This window comes from Halomonas sp. LMYGS-3, assembly GCF_059509875.1.
The window spans coordinates 38,870-56,188 of record NZ_JCAKFQ010000001.1 but is presented as its reverse complement, the minus strand read 5'-3'; the positions used below and the strand labels follow the sequence as shown (position 1 = coordinate 56,188).

Sequence of the window (17,319 nt, the reverse complement as noted above, 5' to 3'; positions counted from 1 at the left end):
CAGGCGTTGTCCGAAAACTGTCTGCGCTCGCCCATACGGCGTTAAAAATCAGCTTAAAATGCTCATTTACACCCAAGTAAACTCCGCTTTTTCGCTGATTTTTGCCTTGTCTGGCCATCGCTCGCCGACTTTACGGACAACGCCGATTAAAGTCGCGCGGCTTGTCGCCGATAACGGGAAATAGCCCATCAGGCCGAGGCTTTTCGCCGTAATATCCGGCACCGTGCCTGTCACACTGGTCAGCATCGAAAGGGACACGTCATGGCTACAATTTCTGCCCTCGGCATCGGGTCGGGGCTCGACCTCAACGGCCTGCTGGATCAGCTCCGGGATGCCGAGCGCGGCAGGCTCGAGCCGCTCAAGCAGCAGCAGGCATCGCACCAGGCGAAGCTCTCCGCCTATGGCAAGCTGAGCAGCGCCCTGTCGTCGTTCCAGTCCGCGGCGGCCAAACTCAACGACGCCAAGCTCTACCAGAGCGTCTCGAGCAACGTGACCGGCAGCAGCGTCGAGGCCGCCGCCGGCGCCACCGCGGTGCCGGGGCGCTACGACGTCGAGGTGACCCAGCTGGCGCGGTCCCAGAGCATCGCCACCGGCGGTTTCGCCGAGGGAGCCAGCTTCGGCGGTGACATGGAGATCGTGGTCGGCAGCGGCGACCAGCAGAAGACCCTGGCCTTCGGCGTGGAAGCCGGCAGTTCGCTGGCCGACATTCGCGATGCCATCAATGCCCAGCAAGGCGGCGTCACCGCGTCCATCGTCAACGACGGCGACCCGGAGGCGCCCTTCCGGCTGGTGCTGAGCAGCAACGACACCGGCACTCAGGCGGCGATCCAGTCGGTGTCGCTGACCGGCGACAATGGCTTCGACTTCACGCTGGATGGGGGGGATGGCAGCCCCGCCGGCACCATGACGCAGACGGTCGAGGCCCGCAACGCCACCCTGACCGTCAACGGCATCGCCATCACCAGCCAGAAGAACCAGGTCGAGGGCGCCATCCAGGGCGTGACCCTGAACCTCGCCGAGGCGGGCGAATCCACCGTCAGGGTGGAGCTCAACAACCGGGAGATGCGCGAGGCGGTCACCCATTTCGTCAAGGCCTACAACGACCTCCAGGGCACCATCGGCGGCCTGACCCGCTTCGACGCCGACGCCGGCGTCGCCGGCGAGCTGCTCGGCGACGGCACCCTGCGCAGCGTCGAGTCGCGGCTGCGTGGCGTGCTCACCGGGGGCGTGGGGGAAGGCGAGTTCCGCGCGCTCTCCGACATCGGCATCAGCCTGCAGCGCGACGGCACCCTCAAGCTCGACGAGAAGCGTCTCGACGAGGTGATCGTCAACGATCGCCAGGCGCTGACCGACTTCTTCGCCGGCGAGAACAAGGCCGGTGGGCTGGCCGGCAAGCTCGACCAGACGCTGGGCGAGATCCTCAAGGACCGTGGACTGCTGGACAACGCCAAGCGCGGGCTGGAGACGCGTCTCGGCAGCCTGGGCGACCGCTATGCGCGCCTGGAGACGTCCATCGAGGCGACCCTCTCGCGCTACCGCACCCAGTTCGGTCAGCTCGACGCGATGATCGCCAACATGAACCAGACCAGCGCCTACCTGACCCAGCAGTTCGACATGATGAATGCCCAGCTCGGGCGCAACAAGAAGTGATCGGGGCCCAGTCGGTGCCGCCCGCATGAGCCCGGCCCGAGCGAGACGACAGGAGTGAGATGACATGAGTGCCATGCGTGGAGCGGCGGCCTACGGCCGCGGAGCCGGTGCCTATGCCCGGGTCGGGGTCGAGAGCGGGGTCATGGCCGCCAGCCCCCATCGGTTGATCGTGATGCTGTTCGACGGGGCCCAGGCCTCGATCCGTGCCGCCCGCCTCCACATGCAGGCCGGCAACACGGCGGAGAAGGGCAAGGCGATCTCCAAGGCCCTGGATATCGTCAACAACGGCCTGATGGCGGCGCTCGACGCCGAGCGGGGCGGCGAGATCGCCGAGCGGCTGGCCGCGCTCTACGACTACATCGCGCGGCTGCTGCTGGCCGCCAACCTGCACAACGACGAGCCGAGCCTGACCCAGGCCGAGGCGCTGCTCGACGACGTGGCCTCCGCCTGGCGCGAGATCGGCGACCAGGCCACGGGGGGCTGACGATGAGACATCACCAGAGACCGCCCGGGGGCGGCAATGCCCAGCAGGTCCTGCTCGGCGCCTACGAGGCGTTGCTCGACCGCTCCTCGCGAATGCTCGATTCGGCCCGGGGTGCCGACTGGGAGGCGCTGGTCGACCAGGAAACGCAGTACGTGGTGGAGGTCGAGCGTCTCGGCCGGCTGGATGCCGAGCTGCCCCTCGACGACAAAGTGGGCGAACGCAAGGCCGAGCTGCTCGAGCGCATCCTCGAGCAGGACCTCGAGATCCGTGAGCGCCTCGTCGCGCGCCGCGACGAGCTCGATCGCCTGATCGGCAGCGGGCGGCAGCAACTGGCCCTGTCGCGCACCTACGGGCCGCAGACGATCGAGGCCGAGCAGCGCTTCACCAAGAAGCCGTCGTGAGCGGGATCAACCTGCTCATCGACACCCTGCTGCACCAGGTGCTCGGCAAGCGGGTCGACACCCCGCCGCCCAGGGCACTCAACGAGCCGGTCAAGCCGGTCGCGCCCGCCGAGGCGCCCCGGGCACTGCACAGCGATTCCCGGCTCGATGCCCGCGCCCCTTCCTCGCCCCTGTCGGAAGTCGCCCGCACGGCCCGGCAGGGCGAGGGTGCGCCTGCCGGGCCCCGGCCCACCGGCGAGGCGCCGCCGCCTTCGACCCAGACCCACTTCAGCCCCGCGGCGCGTTCCATCGCCGACCTGCTGATTCGCTTTCCCGCGCCCCCCTCGGTGGTGCGCCCGCCCCTCCCGCTGGTCACCGACGGGGACGCCAAGCCGACCCTGCTGGCGGAGCGCCTGCAGGGCAGCGTGCGTGACAGCGGCCTGTTCTACGAATCCCATCTGGCGCGCTGGTTCCGCGGCGAGTTGCCCCGCGAGCAGCTGCTGCGCGAGCCGCAGATGTGGCGCACCCGGAGCTTCTCCCCCGCCTCACCCGCCGCCGCCCGCGAGCAGCTGGCCCCCCTGTCGGCGAACATGCCGCTGTCCGGGGCGGACCGGGCGAGGGGCGGCGGAGCACCGGCCGGCGTCGAGCGCGGGGCCGGGCCGCCGGCCGCCTCCGGGCCGGTGGCGGCGGGAGTGGCGACGTCTCCGATGCCGCTGCCGGCCGGCACGACCTTCACCGCCGCGGGTGCCGCCGGGCGCGAGCCCGGTATCCCGGCAGCGGGGGAGGCGCCACCGTCCGAGGCGATGAGCCGACCGGCTCCCGCGCCGCGGGAGCCGCTGCACGAGAGCCTGCAGGGCGTCGTGCGCCATCAGCTGGAGATGCTGGCCATGCCGGTGCTGCGCTGGGAAGGCGACGTCTGGACGGGCATCTTCATGGCGCTGGTGGTGCACCTGCCTCCGGGCGAGCGGGAGGGGCAGGAGGCCCCGGACGACGAGGCCGACCGCCGGGAGCGTGAATCGCCGGGGTGGCGCTCCGCCATGACCCTGCAGGTGGCCGGCCTGGGGGAGGTGGGCGTCGACCTCTGGCTGCGCGGCGAGCGGCTGGACCTCGAGCTCAGCGCCCGGGAGCCCGGCGTGGTGCGTGAGCTCGAACAGGGCCTCTCTCGGCTGACGCCTCGCCTCGAGGCCTGCGGCCTGGCCGATGTCAGGGTGGGGGTCAGAACGGCCGGTGCGGAGGAAACACCATGAGCGACAAGCCCCGGGAACGACGCAAGCGGGCCGTGGCGCTGGCCTACCGCGATGGCGACGATGCCCCGCGGGTGGTGGCCAAGGGCTATGGCGAGCTCGCCGAGCGCATCATGGCCGAGGCGCGGCGTCAGGGCATCCATGTGCATGACGCGCCGGAGCTGGTGGCGCTGTTGATGCACCTGGATCTCGACGAGCGGATTCCGCCGCGTCTCTACCGGGTCATCGCCGAGTTGCTGGTCTGGGTGCGTGAGATCGCCGATGAGGCCGAGGGCAGGCCAAAACCAGGTAGTTTTTTGTAAAAAAAAGATATTGTTTTGTAAAAACCCAAAGCAAACTTTGTTGCAATATAGACACTCATCATGCTCTGTCATGCCATGAGTATGATTTTTCTCATCTTTTCTTCTGGCATTTCCTGAGCCGATTTTCTCCGTTCCTGACTGTGCCGTTTCGGACGATTGCAAGCTGGCAATAAATGTTCACAATCGGATGGCGAACTGAAATCAAGTCCGCACCGACGATCGTGACGACAGAGCATGACCGCTGCGGAAAAGAGCAATGACCTCGTGTGTCGCTTCCGCACGCGGGCCCACTCAGGCGCAGGGAACCATGAACGATACCAGCCTTCTGGACGAGATCGAGGAACTCAACCTCGCCTATCTGCTGCTCGCGCAGCGCATGCTGCACAGTGACCGGACCTCGGCGATGTTCCGCCTCAAGATCGACGACGAGATGGCGGAGCTGCTGCAGTCGCTCACTTCCCGGCAACTGGCGAAGCTGGCGCGAACGAACCAGCTGCTGTGTCACTTTGGCCACGACAGCGCCGAGCGGCTGCGTCAGGTGACCCATAATCAGCGCGAGCAGGGGCTCTCCCGCTTCCATGCGTCGCTGCTGCTGGCTTGCCGCCCGGGCGAGCTGGCCATGGGGGCCTGAACCATGTCACAGAAGAGCCTGGTCGCCGAGATGCAGCAGGTGCAGCTGGCCATCGAACTGATCGAGCTCGGCGCCCGGCTGCAGGTGCTGGAGACCGAAACCGACATCAGCCGCGCCCGGCTGATCAAGCTCTACAAGGAAGTCCGCGGCATGTCGCCGCCCAAGGGCATGCTGCCGTTCTCCGCCGACTGGTTCATCACCTGGCTGCCCAACATCCACTCCTCGCTGTTCTACAACATCTACCTGCGGCTGCGGGAAGACCATGGCTGCGAGCGCATGGAGGCCTTCGTGCGCGCCTACCGGCTCTACCGGGAGCAGGCGCAGATCGACGGCGTCGAGGCGGTGCTGGGCCTGACCCGGGCCTGGACCCTGGTGCGCTTCTTCGAGAGCGACCTGCTGCAGCTCTCGGGGTGCACCCGCTGTGGCGGCCACTTCGTCGCCCACGCCCATAGCCCCTCCCACGACTACGTATGCGGCATCTGCCAGCCCCCCTCCCGGGCGGGCAAGACCCGCAAGCGCCAGAAGGCGGCGGTAGTCGCCGTCGCCAGCGGCCAGGGGCAGGCCCTGCGCCACCAGGCCTGATCCCGGCCCGCCGGCAGGACGATCGCTGACGCCCCCTCGCGGGGCGTCCGACGTTCGGGGGGCGTGTCCCCGTTTTTTTCCGTCCTCCTCCTCAAGTCCCTCCCGCCCTTGCCGATAACGGATATGACGCTCCCGCTCGCCGTGCCGCGTGTAGGGGACGTCGATGGTGTAACGCCAGCCGCGGGACGAGAAACGTTGTGAGAAAAGGACACCGGCAGTGCTGATACCCCTTGGATATATCGTCGTCATCCTCTGCGTGTTCGGTGGCTTCGTGCTGGCCGGCGGCAGCCTGGGCCCGCTCTACCAGCCCACCGAGTTCCTGATGATCGGCGGGGCCGGTATCGGCGCCTTCATCGCCGCCAACAACGGCAAGGCGATCAAGGCCACCTTCCGTATCTTCTCGCGGCTGCGTCGCTCCAAGAAGTACGACAAGGCGCTCTACATGGAGCTGATGGCGCTGCAGTTCAAGCTGCTCTCCAAGATTCGGCGCGAGGGGATGCTGGGCATCGAACGCGACATCGACAATCCCGCCGAGAGTGTCTTGTTCAACGAGCACCCCCAGGTGCTCGCCGACCCGATGATCATGAATTTCCTCACCGACTACCTGCGCCTGATGGTCAGCGGCAGCATGGATCCCATGGAGATCGACGAGCTGATGCTCCACGAGATCGAGGCCTTCGAGCAGGAGGCGCACATTCCCGCCGACGCCATCGCCAAGGTCGGCGACGCCATGCCGGCCTTCGGCATCGTGGCCGCGGTGATGGGGGTGGTGAGGGCACTGAGCACCGCCGATGCCGGCCCCGACGAGATGGGCGTGATGATCGCCCATGCCCTGGTCGGCACCTTCCTCGGCATCCTGATGGGCTACGGCTTCATCAACCCGGTGGCCAGCCGCATCGAACGCCAGGCCAAGGAGGCGGAGAAGATGCTGCAGTGCATCCGCGTGACCCTGCTGGCCAGCCTGCACGGCTATGCGCCGCAACTGGCGGTGGAGTTCGGGCGCAAGGCGCTGCACACCGCCGAGCGTCCCGCCTTCAACGAGCTCGAGGAGTACGTGCGCAACGCCAGGTCGGGTGCGGGTAACGCATGAGTACGGCGGGGGAGCGGCGGCCGATCATCATCCGCCGCAAGAAGGTGGTCAACCACCGCCATGGCGGCAGCTGGAAGATCGCCCTGGCCGACTTCATGACGGCCTTGATGGCGCTGTTCCTGGTGATGTGGATCCTCGCCGCGGCGTCGCCGGAGCAGCGCGAGGGGGTCGCCGACTATTTCCGTACTCCGCTGGTCGGTGCCATCACCGGCGGGGAGCGGATCACCGGCAGCACCCGGCCCATCCCCGGGGGCGGGCCGGATCCGGCGCACGCCGACGGTGAGCGGGCGCGTATCGATATGCGCTCCCAGCCCCGTCCCAGCGACGAGCAGCGACGTTTCTTCATGGATCTGCAGCGGCGCATCGAGGCGGTGATCGAGGCCGACCCCGAGCTGCGCCAGCTGCGCCCGCAGCTGCGCTTCGACCTGACCCAGGAGGGGCTGAGGATCCAGCTGCTCGATACCGAGCAGCGGCCGATGTTCGCCCTGGGCAGCGACCGGGTGGCGCCCTACATGCGCGACCTGTTGCGCACCATCGCGCCGCTGCTCAACGAGTTGCCCAACGATCTGAGCCTCAGCGGCCATACCGACAGCCTGGCCTATCTCAACGGTTATCGCGGGTACAGCAACTGGGAGCTCTCCGGCGACCGCGCCAACGCCTCGCGACGCGAGCTGGTGGTCGGGGGGCTGGAGCCGGACAAGCTGCTGCGGGTGTCGGGCTTCGCCGACCGAGTGCCGATGCCGGACACCGCCCCGGTCGACCCGATCAACCGCCGCATCGAACTGCTGGTGCTCTTCCCGCAGGTGAGCGAGCGGATCCGTTCGCCCAGCCTGCTGGATGGCCCCGGCATGCCGTCGCTGCTCAGGCGGCGAGAGACCCGCTCCATCGACCTGGCCCCGGTGGATCGGTTCACCGACAGCCTGCGCCAGGCCCTCGGTGGCGACCAGGGGCCCTGAGGCCCTCCCATAACCCCAGGGTGGAAAACGCGGATGGATATCACCGATTTCTACGACACCTTCTTCGAGGAAGCCGAGGAGCTGCTCGCCGACATGGAGCGCTGCCTTCTGGCACTGGATGTCGAGGAGCCGGACCCCGAACAGCTCAATGCGATCTTCCGCGCCGCGCACTCGATCAAGGGTGGTGCCGGCACCTTCGGCTTCGACGCGCTGCAGAAGACGACCCACTTGTTCGAGAACCTGCTCGACCATGCGCGTCGCGGGGAGCTCGCCCTGCGGCGTGACATCGTCGACACCTTTCTGGAAACCAAGGACATGCTTCACGACCAGCTGGATGCCTATCGCCACGGCAACGAGCCGGACCAGGAGGCCTTCGAGCGCATCTGCAGGACCCTGCAGCAGCTGGCGCTGGAGGAGATCGGCGAGGACCTCGACGGCGGAAGCGCCCCGGCGGCGGTAGCCGAACCGGCCCCCGAGCCCGTGGTCGAGTCGGAGGCTTCGGCCACCGGTCAGCTGATCGTGGCCCTGCTGGGGGTGAGCGACGAGAACCGCCAATTGCTGGTCGAGGAGCTCGGCCAGCTCGGCGAGGTGCGTGCCCGGTCCGGCGACGCGGCCCGCTACGAGGTCACGCTCGAGACCACCGCCGACGCCGACGACATCGAGGCGGTGATGTGCTTCATCATCGAGCCCGAGCAGATCGAGGTGCACGCGGCCGGCGGCGAGTCACCGGCGGCCGTCGCGGCACCGCCGGCGTCGACTGCTCCGGTGGCTGCCGAGCCGCCCGCCCCGCAGGCCGCCGCCGAGCCGGTTGTGGCCGCGAAGAAGGCGCCCCCGGCCAAGCCCAAGCCGGCGGCCAAGGGGGGCGGCGAGTCGACCTCGATCCGTGTCTCGGTGGACAAGGTCGACCAGATCATCAACCTGGTGGGCGAGCTGATCATCACCCAGTCGATGCTCGACCAGACCGTCGGCGAGATGGACGTCGTCCCCGACAGCGCCCTGCTCAACGGCATGAGCCTGCTGCAGCGCAATGCCCGGGACCTGCAGGAGGCGGTGATGTCGATCCGCATGATCCCCATGGACTTCGTCTTCAGCCGCTTTCCCCGCGTCGTGCGCGAGACCTCGGGCAGGCTCGGCAAGGAGATCGAGCTGGTCACCGAGGGCGAGTCCACCGAGCTCGACAAGAGCCTCACCGAACGCATCATCGATCCGCTGACTCACCTGGTGCGCAACAGCCTCGATCACGGCATCGAGTCGCCCGAGGTGCGCGCGGCCGCGGGCAAGCCGCGCACCGGCAGGCTCACGCTCTCGGCCCGGCACCAGGGCGGCAGCATCCTTATCGAGGTGATCGACGACGGGGCCGGCCTCGATCGCGACAGGCTGCTGGCCAAGGCCCGCGAGAATGGCCTGGGCGTCGCGGACACCATGAGCGACGACGAGGTGTGGCAGCTGATCTTCGCCCCCGGCTTCTCCACCGCCAGGGAGGTCACCGACGTCTCCGGTCGTGGCGTCGGCATGGACGTGGTCAAGCGCAACATCCAGGGCATGGGCGGGCAGGTGCAGATCGTGTCGACGCCCGGCGAGGGCACGACGATCCGTATCGTGCTGCCGCTGACCCTGGCGATCCTCGACGGCATGTCGATCAAGGTGGGCGGCGAGATGTTCATCCTGCCGTTGTCGGCGGTGCTCGAGTCGCTGCAGCCGGCCAGGGAGGACCTCTACGCCATGGCCGGCGACGACGTGGTGCTCAAGGTGCGCGACGAGTACCTGCCGGTGGTGGCGGTCCACGAGGCCCTGGACGTACCCGGTGCCAGGACCGAGCTCACCGAGACCATCGCGGTGATCGTGCAGGGCGAGGGGCGCCGCTATGCCCTGCTGGTGGACGACCTGGTCGGCCAGCAGCAGGTGGTGGTGAAGAACCTGGAAACCAACTATCGCAAGGTGCCGGGGGTGTCGGCGGCGACCATCCTGGGGGACGGCAGCGTGGCCCTGATCCTCGACATCACCGGCCTGCACCGCCTGAGCCGGAGCAAGAAGGAGGCGCGCCGTCCCGGGCGCGCCGCCCACTCTCTCGAAGCCTTATCCCACCAAGCGCTGGAGACATCCTCATGAGCCAGACGACCGACATGGCCCTGACCGCGGCCGAAGCCCACCACCGTGAGTTCCTGGTGTTCTCGCTGGGCGACGAGGAGTACGCCGTCGACATCCTCAAGGTGCAGGAGATCCGCGGCTACGAGAACGTCACGCGGATCGCCAACGCCCCCGATTTCATCAAGGGGGTCACCAACCTGCGCGGCGTGATCGTGCCGATCGTCGACCTGCGTATCAAGTTCCGCCTCGACAGGGTGGAGTACGGCGGCCAGACGGTGGTGATCGTGGTCAACGTCGAGGAGCGGATCGTGGGCATCGTGGTCGACGGCGTCTCCGACGTGATGACCCTGTCGCCCGACCAGATCAAGCCGGCACCGGAGTTCGGCGTGACCCTGTCGTCGGACTTCCTCAGCGGCCTGGGCAGCCTCGAGGACCGCATGCTGGTGCTGGTGGACATCGACAAGCTGTTGACCAGTGAGGAGATGGCGCTGGTCGAGCACGCCAGCGAGTGAGTCGGTGCGTCAGCCGGGCTCGCCTCCATCGACACCCACCCATTCGACAAGAGCGGCGCCGAGAGTCGCCAACGGGGGAAACGACGATGCGCAACAATCAACCTGTCACCCGGCAGGAGTACCAGCTCCAGGACGATCACTTCCTGATCTCCCGTACCGACCTCAAGGGGCGGATCACCTATGCCAACCCGGCCTTCGTCGAGGTCAGCGGCTTCAGCCACGACGAACTGGTCGGGGCCCCCCACAACCTGGTGCGCCACCCGGACATGCCGCCGGAGGCCTTTGCCAATCTCTGGGAGACCCTCGCTGCCGGCGAGAGCTGGCGGGGGCTGGTCAAGAACCGGTGCAAGAACGGCGATCACTACTGGGTCGACGCCAGCGTCACCCCCATCGTCGAGGAGGGCGAGGTTGTCGGCTACGCCTCCGTCCGGGTCAAGGCGACCCGCGAGGCGATCGAGCGGGCCGAGGCGGACTATGCCCGGATTCGCGCCGGCCAGGGCAAGCGCCTGCGCCTGGAGCGGGGACGCCTGCGCCGTCGCGGGCTGCGCGGGGCCCTGGCACGCCTCAATCTCGCTTCCATGCGGGCGCGGATCACCCTGATGGTCGGCGTGGCGGCGCTGCTGCTGCTGGCCAGTGGGGGCATGGGGCTGTTCGGCCTCCAGACCTCCGGCGAGCGGCTGGTGGAGCTCAACCGTGACGGTCTCGAGGATGTGGTGCGCCTGCAGCAGATCGGCCAACTGGTGGCGGAGGCGCCCCAGAGCCTCGCGGGCCGGGATCGCATGGAGATCATGAACGTGCGCGAGGAGCGCGCCGCGGGTCTGGAACGGGCCGTCGAGCGCCTCGAGGCGATCTGGGCCGACTTCATGGCCCGCGAGGTCAATCACGCGCCCGAGACTCGTGCCTTCGGCGAGGCCCTGAACGGCTATCTGCACGAGGGGCTGCTGCCGATGGCGGCATCGCTCACCGGCGAGCCCTTCGATGCGCTGATGGCGCTCAACAACGAGCTGGCGCCGCTGCTGGCGTCGTCGGGGGAGCTGGTGGGCACGGTCAATGCACTGATCGAGCGCGAGCGCCAGGCCGCCGGGGCGATGGCCGCCAGCGCCGAGGCCGGCCAGCGGCAGATGCTGCTGGCCCAGGTCGGGGTGCTGGGGGTGGGGCTGCTGTTGCTGGTGCTGCTGGGCGTGATGACGCTGCGGGCGGTACTCGGGCCGTTGCGTGAGGCCATGGCCTTCACCCTGCAGATCGCCGCCGGCAACCTGGCCGCGCGGGTGCCGGCGCGCCGCCGCGACGAGGTCGGCAGGCTGCTGGGGGCCCTGGACATCATGCGCAAGAGCCTCGGCAGCATCGTCGGCGATGTCCACGGCGGCATCGCGGTGGTGACCCCGGCGGCCCGCGACATCGCCGTCGGCAACGACGATCTCTCCTCGCGCACCGAGCAGCAGGCGGCGTCGCTGCAGCAGACCGCCTCGAGCATGGAGGAGATGACCACCACCGTGCAGCAGAACACCGACAACGCCCGCCAGGCCAGCGGCCTGGCCACCGAGAACGCCGGCCGTGTCGGTGAGACCGGCGAGCTGATGCGCGAGGTGGTGGCGACCATGGGGCGCATCACCGAGAGCTCGCGCAAGATGACCGAGATCATCGACGTCATCGACTCCATCGCCTTCCAGACCAATATCCTGGCGCTCAATGCCTCGGTGGAGGCGGCCCGGGCCGGCGAGCAGGGGCGTGGCTTCGCCGTGGTGGCCGGCGAGGTCCGCAACCTGGCCGGACGCTCGGCCGACGCCGCCAAGGAGATCCGTACGCTGATCGACGGCTCCTCCCGGGAGATCGGCTCCGGCGCAGAGGTGGTCAAGCGGGCGGAGGGGGCCATCGCGGAGGTGGTGGCGGCGACCATCCGGGTCAACGACATCATGGGCGAGATCACCGCGGCTTCCGAGGAGCAGAGCGGCGGCATCGGCCAGATCAACCAGGCCATCGCCGAGATGGACCAGGTCACCCAGCAGAACGCCGCGCGGGTCCAGGCCAGCGCCCGGGCCGCGGCCGAACTGGAGCGCCAGGCGCAGCTGCTGTCGATCGCCGTGTCGGCCTTCCGTCTGCGCGGCGCCGGCATGGAGCGGGCGCCGAGCCTCGAGGAGCGGCGCACCCGGGCCGCCGACCAGGGAGCCGGCGGCATCGCCCGCCCGCCCCGCGCCCTGCCCGCAGCCGGCCAGGGCGAGTCGCGGCCGCCGGTGCGTCGCCAGGCCGCCGATGTCGAGGAGTGGGAGGCGTTTTGATCGAATCACGGGAACCGCCGGCGTTCACCGCCGGTGGCTGGTCGTCCTCCGGGGGACTGGAGCGGGATCTGGAGCTGACCGATGCCGACTTCGCACGGATTCGCGAGCTGATCTACCGGCGCGCCGGCATCGTGCTCGCCGAACACAAGCGCGAGATGGTCTACAGTCGGCTCGCCAAGCGCCTGCGCCATCACGGCCTGACCCGCTTCGGCGACTACCTGGCACGACTCGAGCGCCAGCCCGAGGCCCGCGAGTGGGAGGCCTTCACCAACGCCCTGACCACCAACCTCACGGCCTTCTTCCGCGAGGCGCACCACTTCCCGCTGCTGGCCGAGCACCTGCGCACCCGGTCGGGCCCGGTGCGGATCTGGAGCGCGGCGGCTTCCACCGGCGAGGAGCCCTACTCCATTGCCATGACGCTGGCCGAGACCCTGGGCCCCCGGGCCCAGGAGGCTCGGGTGATCGGCACCGACATCGACACCGATGCCCTGGGCCGGGCGCGGTCCGGCGTCTATCCGCTGGAGCAGGTGCACAAGCTCGAGGAGGCGAGGGTCAAGCGCTTCTTCCAGAAGGGCACGGGACGCCAGGCGGGGCTGGCCCGGGTGCGGCCCGACATCCGGGCCCTGGTGGAGTTCGAGTCGCTCAACCTGCTGGCTCCGGGCTGGGCCCTCAAGGGGCCCTTCGACGCCATCTTCTGTCGCAACGTGATGATCTACTTCGACAAGGAGACCCAGGCACGGATCCTCGAGCGCTTCGCCCCGTTGCTCAAGCCCGACGGCCTGCTGTTCGCCGGCCATTCCGAGAACTTCTCCTACATCAGCAAGGCGTTCCGGCTGCGGGGGCAGACGGTCTACACGCGGGCCTGACGGGAAATTGAGCATCTCCCGCCTAAAGTCCCGCGGCTCACCGCCGATAAACGACCATGAAGCCAGAACTCGAGGCGGTGCCATCCTGCGCCGTCGCGCCGAAGGGATGAGGAGGCCTGCCTTGAGTGCAGCCAGGATAAGGGTGCTGTGCGTCGACGACTCGGCGCTGATCCGCGACCTGCTCAGCGAGATCATCAACCGCCAGCCGGACATGGAAGTGGTGGCGGTGGCGGCGGATCCCCTCGCCGCCCGGGACCTGATCAAGCGGCACAACCCCGATGTGCTGACCCTGGACGTGGAGATGCCGCGCATGGACGGGCTCGATTTCCTCGAGCGCCTGATGCGGCTGCGTCCGATGCCGGTGCTGATGGTCTCCTCGCTGACCCAGGCCGGCTCCGAGGTGACCCTGCGCGCCCTGGAGCTGGGCGCGCTGGACTTCGTCGCCAAGCCCTCGCTGGGCATCCGCAGCGGCATGCTGGAGTACGCCGAGGAGATCGCCGAGAAGATCCGTGCCGCTTCGCGCTCGCGGCCGCGCCAGGCGACCCGCCGCGATGCCCCGCCGCCGGTGCGGCTCGAGGCGCCGCTGGTGTCCAGCGAGAAGCTGGTCATCGTCGGCGCCTCCACCGGCGGTACCGAGGCGATCCGCCGGGTGCTGGAGCCGCTGCCGGCCAACAGTCCGGCGCTCCTGATCACCCAGCACATGCCGGGCGGCTTCACCCGCTCCTTCGCCGAGCGGCTCGACCGGCTGTGCCGGATCAGCGTCAAGGAGGCCGAGGAGGGCGAACGGGTGCTGCCGGGCCACGCCTACATCGCCCCGGGGGAGGCTCACCTGAAGCTGGCACGCAGCGGCGCCAACTACGTTGCACGGCTGGACGACGGACCGCCGGTCAACCGGCACCGGCCCTCGGTGGACGTGCTCTTCCACTCGGCGGCGACCCACGCCGGGCGCAACGCCATCGGCGTGCTGCTCACCGGCATGGGCAAGGACGGCGCGGCGGGGCTGCTCGAGATGCGCCAGGCCGGCGCCCCGACCCTGGCCCAGGACGAGGCCAGTTGCGTGGTGTTCGGGATGCCGCGCGAGGCCATCGCCCTGGGCGGCGCCAGCGAGGTGGTGGCGCTCGACGACATCGCGCCGCGGCTGATGGCGCTGGTGGCGGCCTCCGGCCGTGCCCAGCGCGTGTAGGACCGTTTCACGGAAAACACCAGGGAAAACCACACGATACCGACGTCTATACGAGGAAAGGCCGGCATGACACGACTTCTGCGTAATATCAGCATCCATGCGGCGATGGTCGTCGTCCTGGGATGCTTCGTGGCGTTCATCGCGGTGATCGCCGCCATGGGTTACGTGGCGGAGCGCAATGCCAATCATGCGCTGACCACCCTGAACCAGGTCAGCACCGAGCAGCTCAACGAGATCAACCGCGCCGACGCCCTGCTCAGCCAGGCCCGCGTCAACCTCGAGGTCGCCTCCAACCTGATCATGATCGGTCGCATGGGCGAGGCCAACGAGCAGACCGCCGTGGCGGCGGATCAGCTCGAGCGTGCCGAGCAGCGCTTCGAGCGCTTCGCGAGCGCGCCCAAGTCCGAGCGGGCCCAGGCCCTGGCCGGCGCCCTCGATGACGACTTCCAGGCCGTGCTCGCCCTGGCCCGCCGACAGCACGACAGGCTCGGCCAGCTCGACACCCCCGGCTTCAACCGGCTGCGCGAAGAGCTCGAGGCGCCCTCGACCGCACTGGCGGAGAGCATGACGGCCTTCGTCGCCTATGGCTTCGAGCGTACCCACGGGATGGTCGCCGATTTCCGTGACCAGGCTCAACGCTTCGAGTGGATCGGGCTGGGCGTGCTGGCGCTGATCGGCCTGTTGGTGGTGCTGATCTACCTCGGGCTGCGCGCCATCGTCATTCGCCCGCTGGATGCCGCGGTGGCGAGCCTCGAGGCCATCGCCCAGGCGGACCTCTCCCGGGAGATCCAGGTGCTCGGTCGCAACGAGATCAGCAAGCTCTTCACCGCGATGCGCGACATGCAGCAGAGCCTGACGCGGATCGTCACCGACGTGCGTGGCAGCAGCGGCTCGATCCATGTCGGCAGCCGCGAGATCGCCGGCGGCAACGCCGACCTCTCCGCGCGTACCGAACAGCAGGCCGCCTCGCTCGAGGAAACCGCGGCGAGCATGGAGCAGCTCACCGCGACCGTGAAGCAGAACGCCGACAACGCCCGCCAGGCCAGCGGCCTGGCGCTGGATGCCTCCTCGACCGCCGAGCGTGGCGGCGAGGTGGTGGATCGCGTGGTCAAGACCATGCACGGCATCTCCACCAGCTCGCAGAAGATCGCCGACATCACCGGGGTGATCGACTCGATCGCCTTCCAGACCAATATCCTGGCGCTCAACGCCTCCGTCGAGGCGGCCCGGGCCGGCGAGCAGGGCCGCGGCTTCGCGGTGGTGGCCGGCGAGGTGCGCAACCTCGCCAGCCGCAGCGCCGATGCCGCCAAGGAGATCAAGGCGCTGATCGAGGGCTCGGTGGCCCAGGTGCAGGAGGGCGCGACGCTGGTCGAGCAGGCCGGCACGACCATGGACGAGGTGGTCACTGCGGTACGCCGGGTCACCGACATCATGGACGAGATCTCCGCCGCGTCCCAGGAGCAGAGCGACGGCATCGAGCAGGTCAGTCAGGCGGTGGGGCAGATGGACCAGGTGACCCAGCAGAATGCCGCCCTGGTGCAGCAGGCCTCGGCCGCCGCGGCCTCGCTCGAGGAGCAGGCGAGCCGCCTGGAGCGGGCCGTGGCGGTGTTCCGCCTGGCCGGGATGGCGAGTCAGCCCGCGCTGCCGCAGGCCGACCGCTCCACCGCAGCGTTGCCGCCGGCCAGCCAGGCGGCTACCGGCCGGCAGGTGCCGGCCCCTCGTCCGTCACGCCGCGAGGCGGTCACCGAGGACGAGTGGGAAGAATTCTGACGCGATAGCTACCGAACCCGACCGGCGGTTCGGCCGCCGGCCATCCCGCATGCCCTGAATCGATAGAGGAATCCCGATGGCAGACAAGAACATGAGCATCCTGGTGGTGGATGACTTTCCGACCATGCGTCGCATCGTGCGCAGCCTGCTCAAGGAGCTCGGCTTCATCAACGTGGAGGAGGCCGAGGACGGCCAGGACGCCCTTGGCAAGCTCAGGGCCGGCGGCTTCGAGTTCGTGGTCTCCGACTGGAACATGCCCAACCTCGATGGGCTGGAGATGCTCAAGCGGATCCGCGCCGATGACGGCCTCAAGCACCTCCCGGTGCTGATGGTGACCGCCGAGGCCAAGAAGGAGAACATCATCGCCGCGGCCCAGGCCGGCGCCAACGGCTATGTGGTCAAGCCCTTCACCGCCGCCACCCTGGAAGAGAAGCTCAACAAGATCTTCGAAAAGCTGGGCATGTGAGGCCACCGGGGTGAAGGAGACCGAACAATGAGCACGAACGAGCAGCCCGATATCGCCCAGGCGGGGGCCGGCGACGACCTGGTGCAGCGCATCGGACACCTGACCCGCATGCTGCGCGAGAGCATGCGCGAGCTCGGTCTCGACAAGGAGATCGAGCGGGCCGCCGAGGCCATTCCCGATGCCCGGGACCGGCTCAACTACGTGGCCGCCATGACCGAGCAGGCCGCCGAGCGGGCGCTCAACGCCATCGACCGCGCCCAGCCGTTGCAGAACCGGCTCAGCGAGCGAGCCGAGCAGCTGGACCGGCGCTGGGCCGAGTGGTTCGCCGCGCCCAAGGCGCTCGAGGAGGCGCGGGAGCTGGTCACCGAGACCCGCGCCTACCTGGCCGAGGTACCGGCGCAGACCCAGGCCACCAGCAAGGAGCTGCTCGAGATCATGATGGCCCAGGACTTCCAGGACCTGACCGGCCAGGTGATCAAGAAGATGATGGACGTCATCCGCGAGATCGAGAGCCAGCTGGTACAGGTGCTGATCGACAGCGTGCCCGAAGGCGAGAAGCGCAATGATATGCAGCGCCGCGCCGACGGCCAGCGCCAGTCCGACGCGCGCAAGCGCGAGGAGGGCCTGCTCAACGGCCCCCAGGTCAAGGCGGAAGCCGTCGATGTGGTGAGCAGCCAGGACCAGGTCGACGACCTGCTCGACCAGCTGGGGTTCTGACCGGCACGACTGGAAAGCCTTTCCCTTCCCCGACGTCGATAGTCGTGAACAGGACACGATTATCGGCGCTTATCGGCGTATTGCCCCTTCCCACCAGTCACCACAATGGCCAGGGTCCACAC

Annotated in this window: 18 protein-coding genes; 17 read left to right on the top strand and 1 reads right to left on the bottom strand. The window is 68.7% G+C overall.

The features are described 5' to 3' along the window. Positions 1-66 precede the first annotated feature (66 nt). Positions 67-246 carry a hypothetical protein gene (locus AC5W54_RS00275; protein ID WP_495960064.1) on the bottom strand — a complete coding sequence of 60 codons (180 nt, stop codon included), beginning with the start codon at positions 244-246 and terminating at the stop codon, positions 67-69. A 15-nt stretch (positions 247-261) separates the two neighbouring features. Here AC5W54_RS00275 and fliD point away from each other — a divergent pair, with 15 nt between their 5' ends. From fliD to cheZ, 17 genes are all read left to right on the top strand, one after another. Further along, the gene (gene fliD / locus AC5W54_RS00270) at positions 262-1,650 is read left to right on the top strand and encodes a flagellar filament capping protein FliD (protein WP_495960063.1); all 1,389 of its coding nucleotides are present in this window, start codon (positions 262-264) and stop codon (positions 1,648-1,650) included. A 64-nt stretch (positions 1,651-1,714) separates the two neighbouring features. Next, positions 1,715-2,134, top strand: a complete 420-nt coding sequence (fliS, locus tag AC5W54_RS00265) for a flagellar export chaperone FliS (RefSeq protein ID WP_495960062.1) — start codon at positions 1,715-1,717, stop codon at positions 2,132-2,134. Between the two features lie 2 nt (positions 2,135-2,136). Then, entirely contained in the window at positions 2,137-2,535 is a 399-nt protein-coding gene (locus AC5W54_RS00260; protein WP_495960061.1) for a flagellar protein FliT, read from the top strand. Next, positions 2,532-3,761: a flagellar hook-length control protein FliK gene (fliK, locus tag AC5W54_RS00255; RefSeq protein ID WP_495960060.1), complete on the top strand. Its 1,230-nt coding sequence runs from the start codon at positions 2,532-2,534 to the stop codon at positions 3,759-3,761. Before AC5W54_RS00260 ends, fliK begins: the two co-directional genes overlap by 4 nt. Further along, a complete protein-coding gene (locus AC5W54_RS00250) occupies positions 3,758-4,060 on the top strand; it encodes an EscU/YscU/HrcU family type III secretion system export apparatus switch protein (RefSeq protein WP_495960059.1) in 303 nt (100 codons plus the stop codon). The genes fliK and AC5W54_RS00250 overlap by 4 nt, the downstream gene beginning before the upstream one ends. 307 nt (positions 4,061-4,367) lie before the next feature. Then, positions 4,368-4,691 carry a flagellar transcriptional regulator FlhD gene (flhD, locus tag AC5W54_RS00245; protein ID WP_495960058.1) on the top strand — a complete coding sequence of 108 codons (324 nt, stop codon included), beginning with the start codon at positions 4,368-4,370 and terminating at the stop codon, positions 4,689-4,691. Between the two features lie 3 nt (positions 4,692-4,694). Continuing rightward, complete coding sequence (gene flhC / locus AC5W54_RS00240; protein WP_495960057.1) at positions 4,695-5,273, top strand: flagellar transcriptional regulator FlhC; 579 nt, start codon at positions 4,695-4,697, stop codon at positions 5,271-5,273. A 217-nt stretch (positions 5,274-5,490) separates the two neighbouring features. After that, the gene (gene motA, locus AC5W54_RS00235; protein ID WP_495960056.1) at positions 5,491-6,363 is read left to right on the top strand and encodes a flagellar motor stator protein MotA; all 873 of its coding nucleotides are present in this window, start codon (positions 5,491-5,493) and stop codon (positions 6,361-6,363) included. After that, positions 6,360-7,319: a flagellar motor protein MotB gene (gene motB / locus AC5W54_RS00230; protein WP_495960055.1), complete on the top strand. Its 960-nt coding sequence runs from the start codon at positions 6,360-6,362 to the stop codon at positions 7,317-7,319. Before motA ends, motB begins: the two co-directional genes overlap by 4 nt. Positions 7,320-7,352: 33 nt before the next feature. Next, positions 7,353-9,428, top strand: a complete 2,076-nt coding sequence (gene cheA, locus AC5W54_RS00225; protein ID WP_495960054.1) for a chemotaxis protein CheA — start codon at positions 7,353-7,355, stop codon at positions 9,426-9,428. Beyond that, the gene (locus tag AC5W54_RS00220; protein ID WP_495960053.1) at positions 9,425-9,919 is read left to right on the top strand and encodes a chemotaxis protein CheW; all 495 of its coding nucleotides are present in this window, start codon (positions 9,425-9,427) and stop codon (positions 9,917-9,919) included. The genes cheA and AC5W54_RS00220 overlap by 4 nt, the downstream gene beginning before the upstream one ends. A gap of 86 nt (positions 9,920-10,005) precedes the next feature. Further along, positions 10,006-12,195 carry a methyl-accepting chemotaxis protein gene (locus AC5W54_RS00215; RefSeq protein ID WP_495960052.1) on the top strand — a complete coding sequence of 730 codons (2,190 nt, stop codon included), beginning with the start codon at positions 10,006-10,008 and terminating at the stop codon, positions 12,193-12,195. Continuing rightward, entirely contained in the window at positions 12,192-13,061 is an 870-nt protein-coding gene (locus tag AC5W54_RS00210; protein WP_495960051.1) for a CheR family methyltransferase, read from the top strand. Before AC5W54_RS00215 ends, AC5W54_RS00210 begins: the two co-directional genes overlap by 4 nt. Before the next feature lie 121 nt (positions 13,062-13,182). Continuing rightward, positions 13,183-14,244, top strand: coding sequence for a protein-glutamate methylesterase/protein-glutamine glutaminase (locus AC5W54_RS00205; RefSeq protein WP_495960050.1), 1,062 nt, complete (start codon positions 13,183-13,185; stop codon positions 14,242-14,244). A 66-nt stretch (positions 14,245-14,310) separates the two neighbouring features. Next, the gene (locus tag AC5W54_RS00200) at positions 14,311-16,014 is read left to right on the top strand and encodes a methyl-accepting chemotaxis protein (RefSeq protein WP_495960049.1); all 1,704 of its coding nucleotides are present in this window, start codon (positions 14,311-14,313) and stop codon (positions 16,012-16,014) included. 76 nt (positions 16,015-16,090) lie between these two features. Further along, on the top strand, positions 16,091-16,480 hold the full coding sequence (gene cheY, locus AC5W54_RS00195; RefSeq protein WP_495960048.1) for a chemotaxis response regulator CheY: 390 nt from the start codon (positions 16,091-16,093) through the stop codon (positions 16,478-16,480). 27 nt (positions 16,481-16,507) lie between these two features. Then, entirely contained in the window at positions 16,508-17,197 is a 690-nt protein-coding gene (gene cheZ / locus AC5W54_RS00190; RefSeq protein ID WP_495960047.1) for a protein phosphatase CheZ, read from the top strand. Positions 17,198-17,319 lie beyond the last annotated feature (122 nt).